Here is a 23,392-nt window from a genome sequence, read left to right as displayed (position 1 = left end):
TCCCCGACCGGGCATCCCACGGGGGCGGCTCATCCGGGCACTCGCCGGTGCACAGCGGGGCAGGGGCCTCCCGGCCCGCGGTACGGCCCCGGATAGACTCGATCGCATGGTCCGACCGTCCCGTGGCGATGCGAGCCCGGGGATGTGGCGTCGCGAGGCGGGCACGGTGGTGCTCCGCGTCGCCCCGCCCGCCGAGCAGGTGACAGCGCCCTTCGCCATCACCGCCGGGCTGCACGTCCCCCGCGTCCCCACGGAGTGGGCGCCGCACTCGCATGCCCGGCACGAGCTCGTCTGGGTGCGAGGCGGGACGCTGACGTCCCGGGTCCAGGACCGCGTCTTCACCGTCTCCGAGGGATACGGGCTGTGGATGCCCGCCGGAGTGGTGCACGGGGGCAGAGCGACAGCCGGCGCGAGATTCTACGCAGCCTTCTTCGACCCCGATCGCGCGCCGTTCACGTTCGAGGAGCCGGGCGCGGTCGCGATGACGCCGTTGCTGGAGTCGCTGCTGACCCATCTGTCCCGTACGGATCTCGATGCCGAGGCCAGGGAGCGGGCCGAGTCGGTCGTGTTCGACGTGCTCCAGCCGTCGCAGCACCAGTTCGTGTTGCAGCTTCCCGGCGACCCCCGGATCGACGCCATCGCGGAAGCACTGCTGGACGATCCCGCCGACTGCCGCTCGCTGGAGGAGTGGGCGCGGTGGCTGGGGATCAGCGACCGTACGATCACCCGCGCCTTCCGCCACGCGACCGGCCTGTCCTTCGCCCAGTGGCGGCAAGTGCTGCGTGTGCACCGGGCGTTGATGCTCCTCTCCGAAGGGCTGGACGTGACGACCGTCTCCGAGACGCTCGGATACGCGCAGCCCAGCACGTTCATCGCCTCCTTCCGGAGGGTCATGGGAACCACGCCGGGCGCGTTCTTCGACACGGCCGAGGGTGCTCCCGCGCATGTCCGGAATCCCGTATCGCCTGTCCATGACTCCTGATTGCCGACATCGCAAGCGGAACATACTCTTCTTCGAGTTAGGCAACCCTTAGTTATTGCTCGCCGCAAGCGGTGCTTTCCGTGCGTGGGGGGAATCCGCTGCCCGGTCGGTGAAGGCCGGGCGGAGGGTGCCGCAGCCCCTGCCCCTGCGACCGTCCGGACTCACCGATGTTCACCAGCCCCTACCGGCGCGCCGGTCACCCCGTGGCCGGCCCCGCCACACCGAAGGCCGCACTCAACGGGCACGACCTGGTGCTGCGGTACGGCGGCACACCGGTCGTCCACGGCGTCTCGCTGGCCCTGGAGCCCGGCCGCGCGACTGCCCTGGTCGGACCGAACGGCAGCGGGAAGTCCACGCTGCTGCGCGCGCTCTCCCGGCTGCACCGGGTGGACGGCGGCCGGGTGACACTCGGCACCCCCGACGGGTCCACCGAACGCGACGCGGCCCTGCTCAGTGCCCGTCAGTTCGCCCGCGAGGTCACGCTGTTCTCGCAGTCGAGGCCCGCACCCCAAGGGCTGACGGTCGCGGAGGTCGTGGCGTTCGGACGCCACCCGTACCGGCGTGGCTTCTCCGGACCGACCGCCGAGGACCGGAGCGCCATCGACCGCGCGATGGGGGTCACCGGCGTGCGGGACATGGCCGGCCGGCCGGTCGGAGAGCTCTCCGGCGGTGAGATGCAGCGTGTCTGGCTCGCGGCCTGCCTGGCCCAGGACACCGGCGTCGTGCTGCTGGACGAACCGACCAACCATCTGGACCTGCGCTATCAGATCGAGACGCTCGACCTGGTGCGCGATCTCGTCGAGGAGCACGGCATCGCGGTCGGGGTCGTGCTGCACGACCTCGACCAGGCGTCCCGCGTCGCGGACACGCTGGTCCTGATGCGCTCCGGCCGCGTACACGCGGCGGGCGCACCCGCCGACGTCCTCACCGCGCAGAACATCCGCGAGGTCTACGAGATCAGGGTCGAGGTCGGCGTCGACCCCCGCACGGGCCGTCTCCGCATCGACCCGATCGGGCGGCACCCCGCCTGAGGCGGTGGTTCGGCGAGGTCCGCACCGTCCGTGCCGCGACCGGTACCGGCCCTCGCACGCGGCGCCCTTCCCTATCGACTTATCGACTTATTGACCTAAGAATTCGGCATCCCGCCCCGAGGCGGCACGGCCGCCGCAACGCATCGCAAGAAAGAGGATCATTCATGAACCGTGCCCGTCGCCTGGCGGCATCAGCCACCACCGGGCTCATCGTCCTCGCCGCAACGGCCTGCGGCACGACCACCGTCGACAAGGCCGGGGCCGGCAGCAGCGCCGGCACGGTCCCTTCGTCGGAGAGCTGCGCCCAGGACACCACGACCACCTCGACGAAGCCGGTCTCCTTCAAGGACGGCGTGGGCCGTCAGGTGAAGCTGGACAAGCCCGCCGAACGGATCGCGGTCCTGGAATGGCAGCAGGTCGAGGACGCGCTGACCCTGTGCGTCACCCCCACCGCGGTCTCCGACGCGAAGGGGTACAGCACCTGGGTCAGCGCCGAGAAGCTGCCCGGCGGAGTGACCGACATCGGCACCCGTGAGGAGCCCGACCTCGACACCCTCTACGCGGCCAAGCCCGACCTCATCGTCGTGGAGGCGTTCGACGCCGACGACGAGACCATCGCGAAGCTGGAGAAGCGGGGCGTCCCCGTCATGGCCACGCGGGGGGCGAACCCGAAGGACCCGATCGGGAACATGCGGGAGGTGTTCAGCATGATCGGCGAGGCGACGGGGCGCACCGAGCGGGCCGACCAGGTGCTCAAGGAGTTCGACGAGCACCTCGCAACGGCGAAGAAGCAGGTCACCGACGCCGATCTGCCGACGAAGGACTTCCTGTTCTTCGACGGATGGCTCCAGGGCGGCAACCTCACCGTCCGCCCCTACAGTGACGGCGCCCTGTTCACCGAGATAGGCAAAGAGCTCGGCATGAAGCCCGCGTGGACCAACGACGTCAACAAGGCCCACGGCAACGGTGGCGTCGACCCCTCCTACGGCCTCGCGCAGACCGACGTCGAGGGACTCACCTCGGTGGGCGACGCCAACCTCTTCTACGCCAACGACGAAGGTGCCGGGGGATACGTCGCCGCACTGGAGAAGAACCCGCTCTGGAAGACCATCCCGGCCGTGAAGGAAGGGCGCGCGCACGCGTTCCCCGCCCGCGTGTGGGGCGCCGGCGGTCCGCGCTCCTGCGCCCAGGCGATCGACGCCTACGTCGACGTACTCAGCAAGAAGTGAGGACCCCGCTCACCTCGGCACCCCGGGGGGACACGCCGCCGCGCACCGAGCACGGCGGCGGTCCCACCGGGGTGGCCGTCCTCACGGTCCTCCTCGTCGTGACCGCCCTGGTCGGCATGTGGCACCTGACGCAGGGGACGTCGGGCGTCGGCGTCGGCGACCTGGTGCGCCATCTCGGCGGGGAAACGGATGACACCGGCGGGGCGCCGGTCGGTGAGATCCTCACCGGATCACGCCTGCCGCGGCTGCTCGCGGGCGTCGCGGTGGGCTTCGCCCTCGGCACGGCCGGCGCACTGCTGCAGTCCGTCACACACAACACGCTCGCCTCCCCCGACACCCTCGCGGTCACGGCCGGCGCCCACTTCACGCTCTCGCTCGTCGCGGCCTTCGGCCTCGCCGTCCCGCTCTGGGCGTCGGGCGCCGTCGCCTTCGCCGGCGGCCTGACGGCGGCGGCGCTCGTGCTGCTCCTCGCGGGCCGGGCAGCGGGCACCGCCGGAACGCGCCTCGTCCTCGCCGGGTCCGCGACGGCGATGGCCCTGGACGCGGCGACCGGGATGCTCCTCATCCTGTTCCAGCAGAACACGACCGGTCTCTTCGCCTGGGGGAGCGGTTCGCTCGCCCAACTGAACATCGACGCGTCGGTACGCGCCTTCCCCGTCGTGGCCGTGGTGCTGTGCGTCGCCCTCGTGCTGTCCCGCAGGCTGGACGTGATGAATCTCGGCGACGACGCCGCGTCCACCCTGGGCGTGCCGATCCGGGCCACCCGCGTGACCGCCGTGCTCTGCGCGGTGCTCCTGACCAGCACGGCGGTGACACTCGCGGGCCCGATCGCCTTCGTCGGCCTCGGCGCCCCCGTCCTGGCCCGTCTGATCGCGGGCCGGATCCGGGCACTGCGCCGCCACATCCTCCTGGTCCCCGCGGCCGGGCTGCTCGGCGCGCTGCTCATCCTGCTCGCGGACGCCTCACTGCGCGCGATACAGGGCGCGGACGGCGCTGCCTCCATTCCCACCGGCGTACCGACCGCGCTGCTCGGCTCCGTCGTGATCGTCGTCCTCGCCCTGCGCCTCCGCGACACGGGCCGGCTCCGGCAACCACCGCACGCGCGGGTCGCCGCACGGTCGCGCCGCGCGTTCCTCCTCGTCGTGCTCGGCACGGCGGCGGTCCTGGCCGGGGCTGCCGTCGTGGCGGTCCTCGCGGGGAGCCTCTGGCTGCGCATGGGTGACATCGTGCTCTGGGCCCAGGGCACCGCCCCCGACCTGATCGGGCAGGCGCTCGACGACCGGGTCCCGCGTGTGATCGCCGCGGTCCTCGCCGGCGCGGCACTCGGACTGGCCGGATGCGTCGTACAGAGCGCGGTGCGCAATCCGCTGGCGGAGCCGGGTGTGCTCGGCATCACGGCGGGCGCCGGGCTGGGTGCGGCGGGCGTCGTCACGTCGGGTCTGTCCGGCGGACGGCCGCTGCTCATCGCGGCCGCGGTCGCGATGGGGCTCGCCACGTTCGCGATGATCGCCCTCCTGTCCTGGCGCGGCGGCTTCCTGCCCGACCGGTTCGTACTGATCGGCATCGGGTGCGGATACGGTCTCAGCTCCATCACCACCTTCCTCCTGCTGCGTGCAGACCCGTGGAACACGCCCCGGATCTTCACCTTCCTCTCCGGCACGACCTATGGGCGCACGCTGCCCGACGTCGTACCGGTCGCGGTGGCCCTGGCGCTCGCACTCCCCGTACTGCTCGCCATGCGCGGCCGCCTCGACCTGCTCGCCGTCGACGAGGACACCCCGCGCATCGTCGGAGTCAGGCCCGTACGCGCACGTCTCACCGCGCTGACGATCGCCGCCGTGCTCGCGGCGCTCAGCGTGATCGCCGTCGGCGTCGTCGGCTTCGTGGGGCTGGTCGCCCCGCACCTCGCCCGGTCACTGGTGGGTGCCCGGCACGGCCGTGCGATCCCGGTGGCGATGCTGCTCGGCGGCCTGCTGGTCTGCGTGGCCGACGCCCTCGGCCGCACACTCGTCGCACCCGCCCAGGTGCCCGCGGGCCTCATGATCGCCCTGGTCGGTGGCCCGTACTTCGTCTGGGTGCTCCGGCAGTCCCGCGCATGACGCCGGGCGGCGGCGCACCCGCGCCGACCCGCGCACCCGCGACGTGCCGCCCGGGTGCGCTGCCGCCCGGGCCCGTCCTCCCGGCCCGTACCCCCGGGCCCGCGTCCACACCGCAGTGATCCCGCGGGCCACACCCGTCCCTCACCCCCCGACCCGTCAGGAGTGCCGGAATGCCACCCCAGCAGGAGACGCCCGCGAAGAGCGTCGTCATCCCCTTCGAGCCCGACACCTCGCCGGCCCTGCTGGGGCGGCTCGGACTCCATGAGGTGCCGGAGCGCTGGCGCACGGTCGACCGCTCCGCCCACGCCCCCCACCTCGTGGCCGTTCCGGGTGGCGAGGGTGCGGAGTGGGTCGCTGCCGCGCTCGTGACGGCGCGCCCGCACACGGCCTACCTGAAGATCGTCGACGCTGTCGGAGACGTGACGGCAGCCGTCGAGGCCGTCGTCGCCCACGCGCGTGGCCAGGGACTCGCACAGGTCAAGTGGGAAGGATGGACGGCGAGCCCCGAGACGGCTGCCGCCCACGGCTTCGCGCCGCTGTGCCCTCCGCTCGCGCAGTCCGAGGGCCCGGCCGGGCCCGATGCCGGGTTCGTCCACTGGCTGCACGACGGCCCGCTGACCGAACCTCCGTACTACGGGCAGACCACGCACTTCACCTGCGGCGCCGTCACCGCCCTGGTCGCGCAGGCACACGCGGGGACGCTGCCGCGCGAGGAACTCGACCGCCGGGCCGAGCTCACGATGTGGCGCGACGCGACCAACTTCCCCGCGTGCGAGCCCATCGGACTGGGCGTTGCCGTGCACCGGGCATGGCCGTCGTCCCCCGTCACCGTCCACCTCGATGTCGACCGGCCCGTCCTCCTCGACCACTACCCGGAGAAGGAACAGGAATGGCGTGCCCTGCTCCAGCACGCGTCGCGTGCGGAGGCCGGACGGACCGGTGTCCCGATCGACTCGCGCCACCTCTCGCCGGCCGCGATCAGGAGCGCGATCGGCCGGGGGGAGCACGTGCTGCTCCTGGTCTCGCTCGCCGCGATGCAAGGGTTCGACGTCCCGCACTGGGTGCTCTGTCACGGTGTCGTGCCCGGCGCCGTAGTGATCGAGGACCCGTGGGCCAACTCGGTCGCGGGGGACACCTGGGTCGACGCCCATCTGCTGCCCGTCCCCGACCGGTCCTTGGACACCATGTCGACCCTCTCGGCCGACCGCTTCCGTGGCGCCGTGGCCATCGGCCGCCCGCGGCAGCGCGGTGCGTCCTCTCCAGGACCCGCCGACGCGTAGCCCCACCGCCATGCTGCCCCGCCACGGAGCACCCGGCCTCGCTACGGGGTCCTCCGCACACTCCCCCCGCTGCGGCAGGCTGAGAACGCCCGCCGGGTGTCGGCCCTCCGGCCCCGGCCGAACACATGGGGGCACACCCGGCCGGGGCGGCGCGCTCACGCCCTCCGGTCGTACCGGTCCAGCCAGGCGTCCTCCGCCGTGTAGTCGAAGAGCGTCTCGCCGTAGGAGCGCGCCATCTTCGGGAAGACAGTCGTCCAGTCCCGCCCGTCGAGCTGTTCGGCGAGCCACGCGACGGTCGTCGGCAGCGACTCGGCATACCCCGTCACCGGGCGGTAGCCCAGCTCGCGTTCGGCAGCCGACATGTCGTAGACGACGGGATGCGCGGTGGTCCACGGCGTCTCCCCGATACGGCCTTCCGGCGGTGCGCCCGCCACCAGCACCGTCTCGGTGTCCAGGCCGAGCACGCCGTCGACGGCCGCACCGATCTCGGCGACCGTCGGCGCCTGCGGGTCCCCGGCGTTGAGCACCCGGGAGGCCGGCCGCCGAGCGGCGAGACGTATCAGCTCGGCGACGTTGGACACATGGACCGGATGGAAGCGGCTCTGTCCGTCGTACGCGAGGACCCGCCGCCTGCGCCCGTCCAACAGGCGCTTGACGAAGTACAGCTCGCGCGGTGTGCGGCAGTGCTCCCCGTGTATCGCGCCCGCCCGCAGCAACGTCACCGGAAGCGCGTCACCGGCCGCGAGCAGGTCCTGCTCCAGGGCGATCTTCCGCGTCCCGTACGTCGCGTCCCCGGGGGCCACCGTGCGCTGCGTCTCCGGGATCGGCACCGGATACTCCGGGAAGCCGTCCGGCTCGCCCTGAGTGTCGAAACTGCGGCCCCTGCCGTCCTCGTACACCGCACCGCTGGAGATGACGACCGCGGACCCGACTCGGTCCGACAGCCCTGTCAACTGTGCGGTGTGGCCCCGGCCGAAGGCAACCATGTCGACCAGGACGTCGCAGCCGTCGCCGAGGGCGGCCGCCAGGGCGCCCTTCTCCTCGCGGTCCAGTGCGACGACGCGGACGTCGTCGCCCCAGGCGGCGTCCCGGCCGCCTCCCCGGGAGGCTGCGGTCACCTCCCAGCCGTCCTCGGCCAGGGACCGCACCGCGGGCCGGCCGATCTGCCCCGTCGCGCCCAGCACGAAAGCTCGTCCTCTGCTCATACGGGAAACGCTACGGTCCCTCCCCGCCGGTGGGCGAGGGATATCGGCCGAGAGCAGATTCCCCGCTCAGCGTGGCCGTCGAGGGAACCTCTTGGGCTCCTCGGCCTGCGCCGTCTTCGCCTTGGCCGCGTACTCGTCGACGTACTCCTGCCCGGAGAGACCGAGAATGGCGTACATGATCTCGTCCGTGACCGCCCGGATCGCCGCCTTCTGGTCCTCGAGGCCCGCGTAGCGGGAGAAGTCCAGCGGCTCCCCGAACCGGATCGTGACCCGCTTGACCTTGGGAACCTTCTGTCCGGGCGGCTGGATCTCGAACGTGCCGACCATCGCACAGGGGATGACGGGGACCCCCGCCCTGATGGCCATCACCGCGACCCCGACCTTGCCCTTGTACAGCCGGCCGTCGTGCGAGCGGGTGCCCTCCGGGTAGATGCCCAGCAGTTCACCCTTGCTCAGCACCCCCAGCCCTTCGCGGATCGCCGCCTGTCCCGCTTCCTTGCCGGAACGGTCCACCGGGATCTGCCCGATGCTGTGGAAGAAGGCCGCGGTCAGTCTGCCCTTGATGCCGGGACCGGTGAAGTACTCGGCCTTCGCCAGGAAGGTGATGCGGCGCTTCAGGATCGCCGGCATCAGGAAGTGGTCGGAGAAGGAGAGGTGGTTGCCGGCGACGATGGCCGCACCGTCGTCGGGGATGTGCTCGAGCCCTTCGATACGGGGCCGGAACAGCAGCCGCAGCAGAGGGCCCAGCACGACGAACTTCAGGACGTAATAGAACACAGCTATTCTCCTAGCCTTATGGACCGGGCTGGTGGCCGCGTTCTGCCAGGTCGCACAGGTTGTTGTCGCTCCGGATCGGCTCGTTGGTGCGGCCGACTGCCGGGCCGGGCCTCCCTGGACGGGTACCCGCTTCTCGTCGACTCACTTGACGCGCCATCAGTCGAGGGTCCGTACGTACGCGTCGTTTCTCTCCGGCGATCGATCGTAGCTCTGTTCCCAGCGTCTTCGGGAAGCCGTGCGGAGTGGGAACACATGATCTCCTACGTGCGGGGTGCCCCATGCGTTCCCAGCCGCTCGGACGCGGTGCCCGCGACGCGGCAGGGCCCCCGGTCACAGCTTCTGGTGGCCTGTTCGGGGGCGAGGACGCGGATGCCCGGGCCCTGCTCCGCGGGGTGGAACCTGCCGGAAGACCGCCCACGACGATGCCGAACCGGCGCGTCAGAACCCACGGGCTTCACGGGGACGGTGCTGTTCGTCCTGCCGGCCCCTTCGCCGGACCTCTTCGATCACCTCGGGACCGGAGCTGTGGTCCCTACCGGTTGCCCGGGAGCCGTCGGTCGCACGACCGCACGAGACGCGGCCCTCCGCGGGACGGCGGGTACGGCCTGGCGGATCCTTCCCGGGTGCGGGTGCGGGTGCGGGTGCGGGTGCGGGTGCGGGTCCGGACGACGAAGCGGAGGGGCCCGAGCCCATTGTCACTGGGCACGCCTAGAGTCTCTCCCACTCGTCACGGTGCGTTGCCGCTGACGGGCTCTATCAGCGTGCCGTCGGTCTGGCGGCCGCCCGGAACAACGGGGAGAACAGCGCATGGGGTGGGTTCCGGCGGGCGACTACGAAGTCGCCCTGGAGGCGGGCAAGGTGGTCTGCCGCAATGGGAAGGGCCGGCGGCTCAAGTCCGTCCCGGCGAGATTGAAGGACGACCCGGCGGTCGTCGGACTCCGGCAGCTGACCGAGTGGCTGGAGCGGCACGAACGCCAGTGCCTGACCGACGTGGAGCAGTGGATGGCGCGTTCGTTGCCCGTTCCCACGGCCGTGCTCGCCCGGGTCTGGCCCGACCCGGCGTGGCAGGCGGCCCTGCGGGACGTGGTGGTCACCGGCGCGGACGGTGGGGTGGCCGGGTTCCTGCGCGACGTCGACCCCGACCGCGGTCTCGGCCTCGTCGACCTGGACGGCGACACGGTCCGCATCACCCCGGACATCGTCAGCGTGCCCCACCCCGTTCTCCTCGACGACCTCGACGAGCTGCGGGAGTTCGCCGTCGAACTGGGGGTGCGCCAGAACGTGGAGCAGCTGTTCCGCGAGGTGTGGCGCCGCCCGCCCGGCCTCGCCCCGGACACCACCTCCGTGGACACTTATGCCGGCGGCGTGTTCAAGGAACTGCGCTTCCTGCACGGCCGCGTCACCCAGCTCGGGTACCGGTCACGTGGCGGATACGCGGTCTGCCCGGTCGTCGAGGACGGTGCCACCGCCGAGGCTCGCATCTGGATCGGCGAGCACGACGGATACGACGAGTACGGCACCGAGACGGGCCCCCTGGGCTGGACCGAACCTGCGGGGCGTGCGCTGACGGCTGCCGAGATCGGTCCCGTCGCGTGGTCCGAGGGCATGCGCATGGCGGCGGCGCTCTACGCCGGCCGCGACGTGGACGACGAGGAGCGGGCGGCATGAGCACCACGACGACGAACACCGAAGCCGACACGGCGGCAGCGGGCACGGTGTCCCTCCCCGCCCAGGCCCGGAGCGGGAGCACTTCGCCCCCCGCCGCCGAGGCGCGCGTGGCGGCACTGCTGGACGCGGGCGCGGTCCTCCCCGCCGGAACCACGGACCGGGACGACGCCGACGCGCTGACCGCCCGCACCTACACGCACACCGCCCTCGGCGACCGCGCCGTGGTCCGGCTCGTTCCCGGCACTCTCGGTGAAGCCGAGGACCTGGCCCTGGAATTCCTCGGGCTCGCCCGTACCGCCGAGACCCCCGTCGTGGGCCAGGTGTGTCGCGAAACGCTGGGCTTCCCGGCCTGGGCCCTGGTCAACGACCCGGCCAACGGGCACCACGCCCTGGCTCTGGTCAAGGACATCGAGCGGCTGGGCCGGCAGGCCAGGAGCCGCGCCGGAGCGGCCAAGGAGGGCTTCGACGCACTCGGCACCCGGCTCGGCCGGGCCGTGCCCCACTTCCTCCCCACCTACTACGAGCAGGTGGCACGCCTCTTCCTCCAGGCGGAGAACGCCGGCTACGCGGCCTCCTTCTTCGGCAAGGCCCGCGAGGCCGAGCGGGTGCACGGGCTGGTTGTGGACGAGGACCGGCAGCGGGCCGTCTTCCTGGAGTTCGCCTTCGCCGGCGCGCTGACCGTCAAGGCGCTGCGGCAGTACGTGCGCGACCTGGTGGCCCGGCTCGCACCGGCGGACGCCTGGGCACAGTTCCGCCGCCTGCTGGTCGAGCGCTGCGCCGCCGGCGTGCCTCCGTACGCGGCGCTGCCGCAGGATGTACGCGCGCTGGTCAAGGCCGCCGGGCTGGACCGCGAGGCAGCCGAACGCGAGCTGGTGGCCGATCTGATCGGCTCTCCGGGAATCGTCCGCGCACCCGCCTCGTTCTGGACGGCCTACCGCTCCGCGCTCGTCACCCTCGCCCAACAGGTTACGGCCGTGCGCGCCCGGCTCCTCGGCTTCTTCCCGGAAACGTTCAGCGAGAGCGGCCGGGACACCGACGGCGAACACGGCTGGCTCGGGCTGCTGGCCGAATCCGGCGCCGAAGACCTCCTGACCGCCCTCCCGGACACCTCGGACTCCGGCCCCTCCAGCGACCCGTCGGTCTCCCCGGCGGACTGGATCGCCCGCTGGGAGGCGCACCGCCGGCGCAACCGGGTCACCTCCGGACGCAGCCCGCAGACCCTTGAACTGGCCACCCGGATGGCAGACCGGCTGCGCGCCGACGGGCGCCCCGTCGAGCTGTTCCAGGGGCGCTGGCAGCGCACCGCCGACCTCGACCTCCTCGACCTCTGCCTGGCCTCCGGCATCCCCGTCGCCGAGCCGGACGACCAGGCCGCGGGCACCGCGCAGGGTCCCGGTGTCCCGCTCGGCTCCTGGCTCACCGACACCGCTCCCGGAGCGCGGGATCTCACCGCCGTCGGCGAACGGCCTGTCTTCCGCGCCCTGCTGAGCCGGACCGTCGGGGGCCTCGGTGGCGGACGCGGTCAGCGGCCGGACGACACGAGCATGGCGAAACTGGCAGCGCATCCGGTGCTGTCCGGGATCCTGCGGGAGTGGCTGACCGCCTGCGCCCGGGAGTACACGGCCGCGCAGGGGCTTCCGGGGCTGCACGTCGCGCTCAGCAAGCTTTCGGTGTACCGCTCCGTGATCGCAGAGGTCGCCCCGGAGGCGGTGCGGCTCCTCAAGGGCCACGACGTCGTCCCGCTGCTCGCCTCGACCCTGCGTACCGGCGTCCTCGATGAACTGGGCTGGCCCGCGCTGGACGAGACCTACGCCGAACTGGCCATGGAGGCGGCCGCGACGCGTCAGCGGGGCAACCGCTCAGAGGGCGTCGGTGTCACCGGCGCCTGGCCCGCGCTGATCCTGAACACCCAGGAACGAGCCGTCGTAGTCGGCCCGGAAGGCGTTTCGCTGCGGCACACCCTGCGGCTGCCCGCCACCGTCGACCACTGGCGGACGCTCGGCTTCCGTTACGTCGACGGCGAGTTGCTGGTCATCTGGTGGGAGGACGGCAAGCAGCGCGGCTACTGGTCGCACCGCCCCGCCGAGGTGTTCACCGTCGGCGGGGAGCAGATTCCCCGCTGGGGCGGCTCAGGCCCCTCGGACGAGGTCTGCGTGCCGCTGCCCGGTGGCGGTCGCGCCACCGGCGGCAAGGCCCTGCACGCGGGCGACACCTCTCTCCCGCCTCAGCGCGCCGTCATCTCCGACGGCACCGGTCACTGGCGGGAAGGGCACCAGGGCACTCAGCGGGTGTGGCTGGAGTACGACCCGGCGGGCGGCGCGCACGGCCGCGCGTCCCTTCCCGCCTTCCTCCGCTCCGGGGTGCGGGACGGCACCCGGCTACTCACCGAGCACTGCCAGGTGCTGCCCCTCCAGCCCGGTCTGGAAAGCACCCCGTTCGGCACGGACGGCACGGTCCTCGGCCGTTGGGTCCGCCGTACGGTCACCGAGCCCGGCATCGCCGCACCCGCCGACGGGCACCGGATCGTCGCCGGCAGCCCCGACGGCCACACGGTTGCCCTGCCGCACCCGCTGCCCGGCGGCCGGTCTCCCGTGCCGCTCGGCGCCCTCACCCTGCCCGGTGGCTCACGGCCGGTCGCGGCCCTGAACGGCCGCTCCGTCGAAGTGCACCCGGCGGACACGGACGGCACCGGCGGCAGCCTGTGGTCCGTCACCCTCGACTCCTCCGGCGGGAAGGACGCGGCGGGCACCCCCTACGTACCTCCCGTCGCCTACTGGCACGCACTGCGCCCCAGGGACGAACGGGGCTCCACCGTCCTGCGGAATCTGACGGACTCCCGGGCGGGAGACCTGTTCAAGGAGGTCGCCGCCGCGGTCGCCCGGCACCTCGAGGCGTTCCGGGCCGTCAAGGAGTACACCGGGCCCTCGTCGCGGGAGCTGAGCGAGGAGGCCGTCGCCCGGGTGCTGCCCGAGGTGTCCGACGCACGGCTCCTCGCGGGCGTCACCGCGCTCGTCCGGAACGCGGTGGACCGGGCTTCCGCAGCCGCCCAGTACCTGGAACCGCCCGAGCCCGTGCAGCCGGCCACTCCCCGGAACACCGCACGCACCCAGGGCATGTTCTTCGACCACGAGCCCGAGCACGGCGACGACACGACCCTGCGGAGCGCCTCTGCCTGGGGCTCCGAGCGGATGCGCGGCAGCTGGTGGGGAGCCGGGAGCCGGTGGACCATGATCCGGCAGATCCTCGCCGTGAACCATGTCCTCGGCGGCGAACCGGCGTTCGGCCCGCCCACGCCGTCCAAGGTCCCGTTCACCCCCGCGGACGGCTGGCAGCGGGACGCGTACACGGTGCCCGGCGAGTCCCTGGCCTGGACCTCCCTCCTCGACAAGCTGCCCGAACTGGCCTACCGGGCCGCCTCCGCCACCACCTCCCCCGAGCACCGCACCGGGCTCGTCCTGCTGCTGGAAACCCTCGCCGCAGGCCCGCTGGCCGACCCGGCGGGCACGGTCCGGGAGGTGGAGCTCGTCGAGCCGTTCGGCACGGGGGCATCCGGGCCGGGACGCCCCGAGGTCGTGCACCGCCTCGGCCAGGTGCTGCGCAAGGGCGCCCGCACCGTCGTGGTCATCGCAAGCCACGGCCGGAACTCCCGGCACGACGCGGCACGCTGGCTCGCCCTGGACCACGACCCGACCGGCGCCTTCGGCCCCGTCCCCGGTTTCACCCTGGACCACGAGCACGTCCACCGGCAGGGCATCGCCCGCGACCGGCTCACCCGGCTCACCGCCCTGGTGCGGGAGCGGGGACCGGCGCCCTGGCGTCCGGAGGCCGCCGAGGCGTTCCACACGGCCACCGGAATCGGTCCCCTCCAGTCCGCCGCCCTGCTGTCGGCAGCCGTCGAGGAGCCCGGCGCCGAGGCGCTCGCGCTGCTCGGGACGAAGACACGTGCCTTCGAGGCGGCGCAGGACAGACTGGACGCCCTGCCCGGCGAAGACCGGTTCGCCCTGCTCCGGGCCCTGCTTCCCGCGGACCCGGCCGAGCTGTGGTCCACGGGCCCTGACGTCCGGGCCGCCACCGAGGTCTGGCAGGAGCGTCTGGCCTCCCTCGTCCGCGTACCCGAGGAACTGGACCTCGACCTGTCGGGCACCACCCCCGGTGCCGTCGACCTGATCCTCAACGCCGGTTCCCGGACCTGGTTCGGCCACGGCGCCGACGTCCCGGACGGCACCGGCCGCCCGGGCCTGCGCCGGGTGGGCGCACGCGGTGCGGTCTCCGGGGCCCTGACCGCCCTGCGCACCCTCGCCTACACGCTGCCGCACGGGCACCCCCTGCGGGCGTACCTGCCCGTGGGGCTCGCGGCCCTGCGTGGCCGCCTCGCCGACCCGGACCTGGTGCTGGACCTCGGTCTGGACTGGACCGAGGCGGGGGGCTCGATCGGCCCCGCGGTCCGCGCCGCCCACGGGCTCTCCGAGTCCGGCGGTGCCGGCGCCGACGGTCTGGTCCGGGCCGGCACGGCGCTGCTCCTGGCACCCGGCCACGGCAGCAACGAGAAGCTGCTGATTCGCCCGGCCGGCCTGGCGGGACCCGACGACCCGGCGTTCGGCCTCGTCGAGGGCACCGTCGGCCCTCACAGCACCGGCGATCTGCTCGCCCTGCGCGCACTGCTGGGCGAGGAGACCGACGTGCTGGCCTCGGCGGGCGCCCCCGACGGCTCCCCGCACCACCCGGCCCAGGACCCGACGCGTGCGGTGCCGGACCTGGTGGCCGAGGCGGCCGACGCCCTCGGGCTGAGCGCGGACGCCGCCGCCCTCTATCTGATGCTGCTCGCCCTGCCCGACCCGACGGACCGCAACTGCGTCCGCTGGACCGAGTGGAAGCCGGCACGGGTGAAGAAGGCCCGGGCCGAACTCGCCGCCACCGACCTGGTCGTGGAGGCGAAGCGGTCCCGCGCCGGCCGCACCCTGTTCCTCCCTTGCGGCTGGCTCGAACGCGGCGCCCCCGGGCTGCCTCTGGAGACCTGGAAGGAACGCCTGTACCCCGTGGCCGGGTCCACCCGGACCCTGCCCCACCTCCCCGTGCCCGCGCTGTTCGCAGCCGCCTGGGCACGGGCCCGCGGCGGCGACGCCCCCGCCTTCGAAGAGCTGGACACGCGCGCAATCCGGAAGGGCCGCCGCCGATGACGAACGACACCACGACCACCATGGACAGCACCGCCACGGGCGGCGTCCCGGACCAGGTGTCGGCGCCCGGCCGGGTACAGCGCCAGGTCACGCCGCCCGAGGACCGGTACGCCACCGAGCTGGACTTCCTCGCCGCCCATGATTCCGGGCCCCGCCCACCCGGCTGGCTGCTCACCCCGCGTGCCGTCGTCACCTTCGTGATGGGCAGCGCGGGCGAGGCGCTGGCCTTGCCGAAGGGTGCCCGGCCCGGAGCCGGGGTGCCGCGCCGCCTGGTGATCGAGCAGAAGTTCGTCGGCGAGCGCGCACTGGTCGAACGGTGTGTGGTCACCCTCGCCGGGGAGCGCGGACTCCTCCTCGTGGGCGAACCCGGCACCGCCAAGTCCCTGCTCTCCGAGCTGCTGTCGGCAGCCGTCTGCGGGACCAGCGCACTCACCGTGCAGGGCACCGCGGGCACCACCGAGGACCAGCTCAAGTACGGCTGGAACTACGCGCTGCTGCTCGCCCAGGGACCCACCGACCAGGCCCTGGTTCCGTCCCCTGTACTCGCCGCCATGACCCGGGGGGCGGTCGCCCGCATCGAGGAGGTCACCCGATGCCTGCCGGAGGTCCAGGACGCGCTCGTGTCCCTGCTCTCCGAGCGGCGGATCGCGGTCCCCGAACTCGCGGGCGGGGAGGGCGCCCAGGTGCACGCGGCCCCCGGGTTCACCCTCATCGCCACCGCCAACCTGCGGGACAAGGGCGTCTCGGAGATGTCCGCCGCACTGAAGCGGCGATTCAACTTCGAGACCGTGGGCCCCATCGGGGACGTGGACGCCGAGACCGCGCTCGTCCGGCGCCAGTCGCGGGCGGCCGTCGAACGCGTGGGCGCCGCCTACCAGGTGGACGACGCGGTCCTCGAAGCCCTGGTCACCGCATTCCGGGACCTGCGCCAGGGCCGCTCCGCGGAGGGCTGGGAGGTCGAACGCCCCTCCACGGTGATGAGCACGGCGGAGGCGGTCTCCGTCGCGGGCGCCCTGGGCCTGGCCGCCGCCTACTTCCCCGGCGACCGGGATGTGCTCTCCCTCCTGCCCGGCCATCTGCTCGGCGTCGTCCGGAAGGACGACCCCGCCGACGCGGCACGGCTGCTGGGGTACTGGGACGGGCCGGTGCGCAGACGCGCGGAGCAGGGGTCGGCCACCTGGCGTGCCCTGTGGGACCTGCGCGCGGTACTGGAGAGCTGACGGATGAGTGAGGCGACCACCCCCGGGACACGGCCCACCGCCGAAGTCTCACCCAACGCCGGTGCGCCGGCCGCTTCCCCGCCGCCGGACCCGGCAGTGGGGGCCGCCGACCCGGAAGCCGCGGTGGCGGCCCTCGCGGCGACCGGACCCGGTCTGCCGTTCCTGATCGGGGTGCGCCACCACGCACCCTCGCTGGCGGCAGCCCTCCCGGCACTGCTGGACGCGGCTGCCCCCGACATCCTCCTCATCGAATTGCCCGCCGAGTTCCAGCCCTGGCTGAGCTGGCTCGCCCACGAGGAGACCGAGGCCCCGGTAGCGCTGGCCGCCGTGCCCGCCGCCGGGCCGCGGCCCGGCTCGGCAGGCGAACGGGGGCCGGCCTTCTACCCGTTCGCGGACTTCTCGCCGGAACTGGTCGCTCTGCGCTGGGCGGCGAGAAACGGGGTGCCGGCCGTGGCCTGCGATCTGCCGCTGGCCGACCGGGCGTGGGCGGAGGGCGGTCCGGACACCCCTGCTCCTGCCCCGGGCGCCGACTCCGCACCGCTGCAGGGGGAGGGGCACGGGCTGTCCGCCGCGCTCCGGTCCCGGCTCACCGGCCGGGACGGCGACGACCTGTGGGACCGGCTGGTGGAGGCCCTCGCGCCCGGTTCGACACCCGAAGCGCTCCGCCGTGCCGCCCTGCTCACCGGCTGGGCGCTGCGCTGCGAGGCCCTGACGCGGGGCGGGGTGCACAGCACGGACCTGGCGCGCGAGGCGTGCATGCGCGGACATGTCGCCGAGGCCCTGGCGAGCGGGCGGCGGCCCGCCGTGCTGGTGGGAGCCTTCCACACCCCGGCGCTGCTGCAGTCCGCCGACGAGGGCCGCGCACCGGACGCACCGGATGGGCCGGTTGCGCCGGCCGCGCCGGGCGCGTCCGGGCCGGGTGCGGACCGCCACCTGAACGGCGCTTCCGGGACGGCGACGTGCACCGTCTCCCTCGTCCCCTACACGTACCCGCTGCTCGACTCACGGTCCGGCTACCCGGCCGGCATCCGGGACCCGGAGTGGCAGCACGCCGTCCTGGACGCCGCCGGGGACCCGGCCGCGCTCCACGAGGCGCTGATCCGAACAGCGGTCCACGTCTGCGTCGCCCTGCGCGAACAGGGCCACCCCTACGGCCCGGCGGACGGCCGCGAGGTCGTCCGGGTGGCCGGTGACCTGGCCCGCCTGCGGGACCTGCCCGCCCCCGGCCGCGGTGAACTCCTGGAAGCGGTACAGACGGTGCTGGGGCGCGGGGAGACCTACGGCACGGGCCGCGCCGTCGCCCGGGCCCTGGAGCGCGTACTCGTCGGATCCCGCACCGGACGGCCCGCGCCCGCCGCTCCGCGCAGCGGCCTGGGCCCCGCCGTCGAGGCCGAGACCGCTGCGCTCTCCCTCCCCGGACCGGAGGACGCGCACGAGATGGCCCCGCGCGACCTCCGGCTCGACCCCGCGCGCTCCGCCCTGGACCGGCGCCGCGAACTGCTGCTGCGCAGGCTGGCGGTGTGCGGCATCCCCTACGCGCAACGACAGGGGGTCACCGGTACGGCGGGCACGGAAGGACTCACGACGCGCTGGCAGGTGAGGTGGACCCCCGCGACGGCCGCGATGCTCACCGCGGCCGGGGCCCGCGGCGTCACCCCGGCCCAGGCGGCCGAGGGCGTGCTGCGGCAGAATCACACAGCCGAGCGTGCGGAGGGCGGGCCCACGGCCGCCCAGGTCGTCCGCGGCCTCACGGAGGCCGCCCAGTGCGGGCTCCCCGCCCTGGCCGACGAGCGGCTGATGGAACTGGCGGCCGTACTCCCCGCGAGCGGCACCCTTCCCGAACTCCTTGCCGGGCTCGACCTGCTCGACCGCATGGACGCCGGCCACCTGCCGGGCACGGCCGCGCCGGACGACCCCTCGGCCCCCGACGCCACCGCCTCCGCCCCCGACGCCACCGCCTCCGCCCGTGCCGCCCGCACCGCGCGCGCAGTCGAACTCCTGACCTCGGCCGCGGTCCGTCAGGTCGACGGCCTGACCGGCTCCGAGGAGCCCGAAGACGCCCGGGCCCTGCTCGAACTGGCCCAGCGGGCCGACCGTTTGGGCGGCATCCGGCTCACCGACGCTCTCACCCGGCTGGCCGCCGACGGCACCCCGTTGATCGCCGCGGCCGCCGGGGCGGTCAGGGTGCTCACGGGCCACGAAGAGACCGAGACCTTCGGGGGGCGCGTCGCCTCCTGGGTGGACGGAGCCGTGGACAGCACCTCCCGGGCCGCGCTCACCGCCCGCCTCACCGGCGTCCTGACGGTGGCGGGCCCCCTCCTGACCGTCGGCGTCGGCGCCCTCGACCCGTTGCTGCGCAGGGTCGTCGAGCTGGACGACAGCGCGTTCCTCGCCCGGCTGCCGGCCCTGCGCGGTGGCTTCGACACCCTGAGCCCGGCTGCCCGGGACCGACTGCTGGACACCGTCGAGGAGCGGCTGGGCGAACGGGTGGGCACCCTCGACGCGGACGATCCGGCCGAGCTGGCCCGCCGAACGGCCGCCGATCTCGCGGCCCGCGAGCTCCTGACCGGTCTCGGCCTGCCCGTACCGCCACCCGCCCACGACGACCGGTTCCCACCGCTCTCCGGCCACCCCGCCGCGACGCACCCCGCCGTCACACCCGCCACCACACCCTCCACCGAGGCCACCCCCGCGCGGACCCTCGCTCCCGCCGACCGGTGGCGGCTCGTGCTCGGCCGGCGCCCCGACCGGCTGCCGTCCGGCGCCGCCCGCCTGGCGACCGCTCTGGACGAGCTCTACGGCGCGGGCCGCGGCGAGGGATCCCGCAGCGGCCTGCCCGGTCACGGTGGCGGCCGGGAACCGTCGTTCCCCGGCGTCCGCGAGTGGTCCGAGGAACTGGCCGCGCTGTTCGGCCCCGGCGTCCGCGAGGAGGTTCTCGCCGCCGCAGCCGTCACGGGGCGGCAGGACGTCCTCGCCGAACTCGACCCGGCAGCCGCCACCCCTTCCGTGGAACTGCTCCGGACAGTCCTGCGGTACGCCGGCGGCCTCCCCGAAGCCCGCCTCGCCGCGCTCCGGCCCCTGGTCCGTCACCTGGTCGACGAACTGACCCGGCAGCTCGCCACCCGGCTGCGGCCCGCCCTCACCGGCACGATGCTGGCCCGGCCCACCCGCCGCCCCGGCGGCCGGCTGGACCTGCCGCGCACGCTGCGCGCCAACCTGGCCACCGCCCGCCGGACGGCCGACGGAACGGTCCAGGTGATCCCCGAGAAGCCGGTGTTCCGCAGTCGCGGACGCCGGTCGGCCGACTGGCGCCTGATCCTGGTCACCGACGTCTCCGGATCCATGGAGGCGTCCACGATCTGGTCCGCGCTGACGGCCTCCGTACTCGCCGGGGTGCCGACCCTGAGCACCCATTTCCTGGCCTTCTCCACGGAGGTCGTCGACCTCACCGGTCATGTGCGCGATCCCCTCTCCCTCCTGCTGGAGGTCAGTGTGGGCGGGGGCACGCACATCGCCGCCGGGCTGCGGCACGCCCGCAGCCTGATCGCGGTGCCCACCCGCACCCTCGTCGTCGTCATCAGCGACTTCGAGGAGGGCGCGCCGCTCGGCGGACTGCTGGCCGAGGTGCGGGCTCTGGTGACCACCGGCTGCCATGTCCTCGGGTGCGCGAGCCTCGACGACGCCGGCCGGCCCCGCTACTCGACGGGCATCGCCGGACAGCTCGTGGCCGCCGGAATGCCGGTTGCGGCCCTCAGCCCACTCGAACTGGCTCGCTGGATAGGGGAGAAGACCGCATGACCGCCGCACAGTTGCCACCCGTCGCGCCGGAGGTCACGGCCACGCTGGTGGAGGGCCTCTCGCCCCGGCTGCGCAAGCGGCTGGACGCGTCGGTCACCAAGCTCGGCTCCCGCCCGACGCACCGCGAGGGCGACACCGTGACGATCGCGGTCGACGACGAGACCGAGTTGCGCCTGCACGCCCCGGGCGGCGTGGTGGCGACGGCGGATGCCATCACCTGCGGTTGCCTCCTCGCCCCGGCGTGCGTCCACCGCGCGGCCGCCGCCTGCGCCGCACCCACGGCGGCCCTGACACAGGAGCTCGCCGACCGGCCCACCCGGGCGGTCCCCGGACACGCCTCCGCGACGGACCCCTCCCCGGCCCCCGAATCCGCCTCCACGCCCGAGGTGGCGAGCCCGGCCCAGCGTGCCGCGTCCGACGCCCTGTGGTCGGCGGGCGCCGCCGTACTCGAGGCCGGCGTCGACGGGGCCGGCGCCGTCACCCAATCGGCGCTCCTGCGTGCCGCGCACACCGCCCGGCTCCGACACCTGCCGCGTGCCGCGGGCGCCGCGCTCTCCGTCGTCACGCTGCTGCGCGCGGCCCGCGCCGGGGACCCGTCCTACCGCACGGCCGACCTCGTCACCGCCCTGGCCGAACTTCTGGGCACCGCGCACCGGGTGGGGACGGCGTCCGGGGCCGACCTGGCCGCGGTCAGAGGCCGTGCGCGCCGCCCGTACAGCCCGGACGGCTCGCTGCGCCTGTACGGCCTGTTCACCGAACCCGTGGTCACCGACTCGGGGCACGGCGGCGTCCGCACCTGGGTCGCCGCATCCGACGGCCGCCTCTGTACGGTCGGCGACGTGGCACCCGGCGGCGTCGGGCGCGCCCTGGGCGTGGCCGACCGGGCCGTGCGCCTGGGGGACAGCGCGCTCACCCACCGGGAGCTGGGCCGGGCCGGCCTGGCGGTCTCGGGGGCGACGGTCTCGCCGGACGGCAGACTGGGCGCAGGGAAGGGCGTCAAGGCCGTTACCGCCCGGGGAGCGGCGTGGACGGAGGTGCCACTCGCCGCCCTGTGGGAGACGCCACCGTCCGAGCAGGCCGCACGCGCCCTACGGTCCACCTCCCGTTACGGGGACCCGGAACGCGGAGGCAGCGACCTGCTCTTCCTGGACGTCGAGCTGCTCGGCGCCGTAAGGGAGTCGGGCGGCATCTGTCTGCTCGCGCTGTGCGAGGGAGGCGTGTCCGTCCGGCTCACCGCAGCCGACGAAGACCCCGCGCTGGCCCACCGCGACAACCTGATGCTGCTGGCCACGGCGCCGGGGACACGGCTGAGGGTCATCGGCCGCCTGGTCCCCGCCCCCCACCCCCGGCTCATCCTCCTCGCCTGCTCGCACCCCACAGGTGAGGGCACGGTCGACCTGGGCCTCGACCGCCTGCGCCGCGCCGACCTCCCGGACCCGGCTGCCCCCGCGCACCCCGCCCCGCCCCGGCCCGGAGGGCCCGGCGCGCACTCGCCCCTCCATCTTCTGGAGCGACGTGTCGAGCAGACGGTCCCGGCGGGCCGCGCCGCCCTCGGCATGCTCGGCGACGTCAGCGCCGAGACGCGCCGTATCCGCCGCGCGGGTCTGCCCACGGCAGCCGGACTCCTCACCGCCCTGTGCGCTTCGGCCGCCCAACGCGATCGCGACCCCTTCGGCCGCCTCCGCCCTGCCGACACCGACGACTTCGCCATCCACTGGCTTTCCGCAGCCCGGTACACGGCCGCCGTGGCCGAGTCCCTCTGCGCGGCCGCCTGGGAACCGACGCAGGAGGGCTCGGCTGCGGAGCCGGCCGTCGCGGACCGGTAGACCGTGTCCCAGGTGGTGAGGCGGGGTCTGCCCCTCGCCCGGCGTGGCCTACGTCTGTGGCTGCCGTCGCGGCAGGCCGACGCTGTCGGCCTGCCCGGGTCCTGTTTCCAGCGGGAAGCTCGGCGACGGGGCCGATGGCAGTTGCATCGGCCCCGATCCGGTGGGCTGCTTCGTTGTCGGTCAGCGCCGGTGCATGGGACGGGCCCCGTTCCTGAAGGCCGATGCGTCAGGGGCGCTGATGCCGTCATCCGCGTAGTCGAACACCACCGGTGGAGGAGTCAGCCCCCGATCCGGTCGTCCAGCAGACCGAGCGCCGGCCACCGCTTCTCCTGCCGGACGGTGACGTCAGGGACACCGGCCCGACGGCGGCGACCCGGCTCGTCCGGCCACTCCCGGGCAGAGGCGACCGCCAGGGACGAAGCCGCCGCCACCCGGCCAACCGGTTCATCGAGCACGCCCTCACCGGCCTGCGCCACCTGCCGGAGGCCTCTACCTGCTCGCCCAGCAGCCCCGACCGGCCGACAGCGCCGCACACGGATCGGCGGACCCGCGCCGGGCCGTTGCCGCGTCATGTCCGACATCACAATGCAACGGTCTCCCGTCCCGTCTGTGCTGGCCGACACAGATCCCGCGGCTACGCCGCCTCGTACCGGTGTGCCCTGCCGCCGCGCCACTGCACCCAGGAGGAGTCGTCCAGCAATTGGTCCGCGTCGGGCAGGCCGGCCCGACGCAGGAATTCCACGACGTCGTGATCGTCGTGGGCGAGGCCGACGATCTGCCCCCGGACGGTGACTCGCCGGCCGCCGGCCGCCGGTCGCAGAGGGGCGGTGGATGACTATCGGCGCGCTCATACTCCCAGCCTGCACCCGTGCCCTGCGCCCGGCATCCGGCCCGTGCCGGCCGTCGGGTGCGGTGCCGCGCACCCTCGGCCGGCCCGCAGTCGCGGGCGTACGGATCCCGGCCGGCCCTCCACGCCTGTGGCCATCACTCCCGCACCGACTCGACGGCGAAGTCCGCCGTGCAACCGGAGAGCGACACCCTCTCGCCCCGAGGGCCGGGTCCGAGCCGCTCCTCGGGAGCCGGACCGCCCTGATCTGCTG

General features: G+C 74.1%; 12 protein-coding genes and 1 pseudogene. 10 read left to right on the top strand and 3 right to left on the bottom strand.

The window, feature by feature from the left end; translation table 11 throughout:
• Positions 1-142: 142 nt before the first annotated feature.
• The 5 genes from OG927_RS03690 (at position 143) to OG927_RS03670 (ending at position 6,621) form a co-directional block, all read left to right on the top strand.
• Positions 143-982, top strand: coding sequence for a helix-turn-helix domain-containing protein (locus OG927_RS03690; protein WP_372450663.1), 840 nt, complete (start codon positions 143-145; stop codon positions 980-982).
• A gap of 167 nt (positions 983-1,149) precedes the next feature.
• Positions 1,150-2,013: an ABC transporter ATP-binding protein gene (locus OG927_RS03685; protein WP_319100069.1), complete on the top strand. Its 864-nt coding sequence runs from the start codon at positions 1,150-1,152 to the stop codon at positions 2,011-2,013.
• A 164-nt stretch (positions 2,014-2,177) separates the two neighbouring features.
• Positions 2,178-3,242 carry an iron-siderophore ABC transporter substrate-binding protein gene (locus OG927_RS03680; protein WP_319100070.1) on the top strand — a complete coding sequence of 355 codons (1,065 nt, stop codon included), beginning with the start codon at positions 2,178-2,180 and terminating at the stop codon, positions 3,240-3,242.
• Positions 3,239-5,341: an iron ABC transporter permease gene (locus OG927_RS03675; RefSeq protein ID WP_330319691.1), complete on the top strand. Its 2,103-nt coding sequence runs from the start codon at positions 3,239-3,241 to the stop codon at positions 5,339-5,341. Before OG927_RS03680 ends, OG927_RS03675 begins: the two co-directional genes overlap by 4 nt.
• 170 nt (positions 5,342-5,511) lie before the next feature.
• Positions 5,512-6,621 carry a peptidase C39 family protein gene (locus OG927_RS03670; RefSeq protein WP_330319690.1) on the top strand — a complete coding sequence of 370 codons (1,110 nt, stop codon included), beginning with the start codon at positions 5,512-5,514 and terminating at the stop codon, positions 6,619-6,621.
• Between the two features lie 155 nt (positions 6,622-6,776).
• Here the strand turns inward: OG927_RS03670 and OG927_RS03665 are convergent, their stop codons facing one another.
• Positions 6,777-7,805, bottom strand: coding sequence for an NAD-dependent epimerase/dehydratase family protein (locus OG927_RS03665; protein ID WP_330321292.1), 1,029 nt, complete (start codon positions 7,803-7,805; stop codon positions 6,777-6,779).
• Between the two features lie 87 nt (positions 7,806-7,892).
• Entirely contained in the window at positions 7,893-8,603 is a 711-nt protein-coding gene (locus tag OG927_RS03660; RefSeq protein WP_056795513.1) for a lysophospholipid acyltransferase family protein, read from the bottom strand.
• Positions 8,604-9,410: 807 nt separating this feature from the next.
• Between OG927_RS03660 and OG927_RS03655 the strand changes: the two genes are divergently transcribed.
• Genes OG927_RS03655 through OG927_RS03635 form a run of 5 tightly spaced genes read left to right on the top strand, consistent with a single transcriptional unit; the run spans position 9,411 to position 22,292 of the window.
• A complete protein-coding gene (locus OG927_RS03655; RefSeq protein WP_056795510.1) occupies positions 9,411-10,271 on the top strand; it encodes a DUF4132 domain-containing protein in 861 nt (286 codons plus the stop codon).
• Positions 10,268-15,448 (top strand): hypothetical protein, encoded by a 5,181-nt coding sequence (locus OG927_RS03650; protein WP_330319689.1) that lies wholly within the window; start codon positions 10,268-10,270, stop codon positions 15,446-15,448. Before OG927_RS03655 ends, OG927_RS03650 begins: the two co-directional genes overlap by 4 nt.
• Positions 15,445-16,668 carry an ATP-binding protein gene (locus tag OG927_RS03645; RefSeq protein ID WP_056795504.1) on the top strand — a complete coding sequence of 408 codons (1,224 nt, stop codon included), beginning with the start codon at positions 15,445-15,447 and terminating at the stop codon, positions 16,666-16,668. The genes OG927_RS03650 and OG927_RS03645 overlap by 4 nt, the downstream gene beginning before the upstream one ends.
• Before the next feature lie 3 nt (positions 16,669-16,671).
• On the top strand, positions 16,672-20,466 hold the full coding sequence (locus OG927_RS03640; protein WP_330319688.1) for a vWA domain-containing protein: 3,795 nt from the start codon (positions 16,672-16,674) through the stop codon (positions 20,464-20,466).
• A complete protein-coding gene (locus OG927_RS03635) occupies positions 20,463-22,292 on the top strand; it encodes a hypothetical protein (RefSeq protein ID WP_330319687.1) in 1,830 nt (609 codons plus the stop codon). The genes OG927_RS03640 and OG927_RS03635 overlap by 4 nt, the downstream gene beginning before the upstream one ends.
• 634 nt (positions 22,293-22,926) lie before the next feature.
• On the opposite strand, the pseudogene OG927_RS03630 reads toward OG927_RS03635, so the two are convergent.
• Positions 22,927-23,143, bottom strand: a pseudogene (locus tag OG927_RS03630) (hypothetical protein).
• Positions 23,144-23,392: the final 249 nt, after the last annotated feature.

The organism is Streptomyces clavifer, assembly GCF_036345975.1.
GTDB classification, from domain to species: domain Bacteria; phylum Actinomycetota; class Actinomycetes; order Streptomycetales; family Streptomycetaceae; genus Streptomyces; species Streptomyces clavifer.
The sequence above is the reverse complement of the archived record's forward strand: the minus strand, read 5'-3'. Positions and strand labels throughout refer to the sequence as shown.

Coding starts and splice junctions, on each gene's coding strand:
- OG927_RS03690 (WP_372450663.1), top strand. CDS start 143: ATGTGGCGTCGCGAGGCGGGCACGGTGGTGCTCCGCGTCGCCCCGCCC.
- OG927_RS03685 (WP_319100069.1), top strand. CDS start 1,150: ATGTTCACCAGCCCCTACCGGCGCGCCGGTCACCCCGTGGCCGGCCCC.
- OG927_RS03680 (WP_319100070.1), top strand. CDS start 2,178: ATGAACCGTGCCCGTCGCCTGGCGGCATCAGCCACCACCGGGCTCATC.
- OG927_RS03670 (WP_330319690.1), top strand. CDS start 5,512: ATGCCACCCCAGCAGGAGACGCCCGCGAAGAGCGTCGTCATCCCCTTC.
- OG927_RS03655 (WP_056795510.1), top strand. CDS start 9,411: ATGGGGTGGGTTCCGGCGGGCGACTACGAAGTCGCCCTGGAGGCGGGC.
- OG927_RS03650 (WP_330319689.1), top strand. CDS start 10,268: ATGAGCACCACGACGACGAACACCGAAGCCGACACGGCGGCAGCGGGC.
- OG927_RS03645 (WP_056795504.1), top strand. CDS start 15,445: ATGACGAACGACACCACGACCACCATGGACAGCACCGCCACGGGCGGC.
- OG927_RS03640 (WP_330319688.1), top strand. CDS start 16,672: ATGAGTGAGGCGACCACCCCCGGGACACGGCCCACCGCCGAAGTCTCA.
- OG927_RS03635 (WP_330319687.1), top strand. CDS start 20,463: ATGACCGCCGCACAGTTGCCACCCGTCGCGCCGGAGGTCACGGCCACG.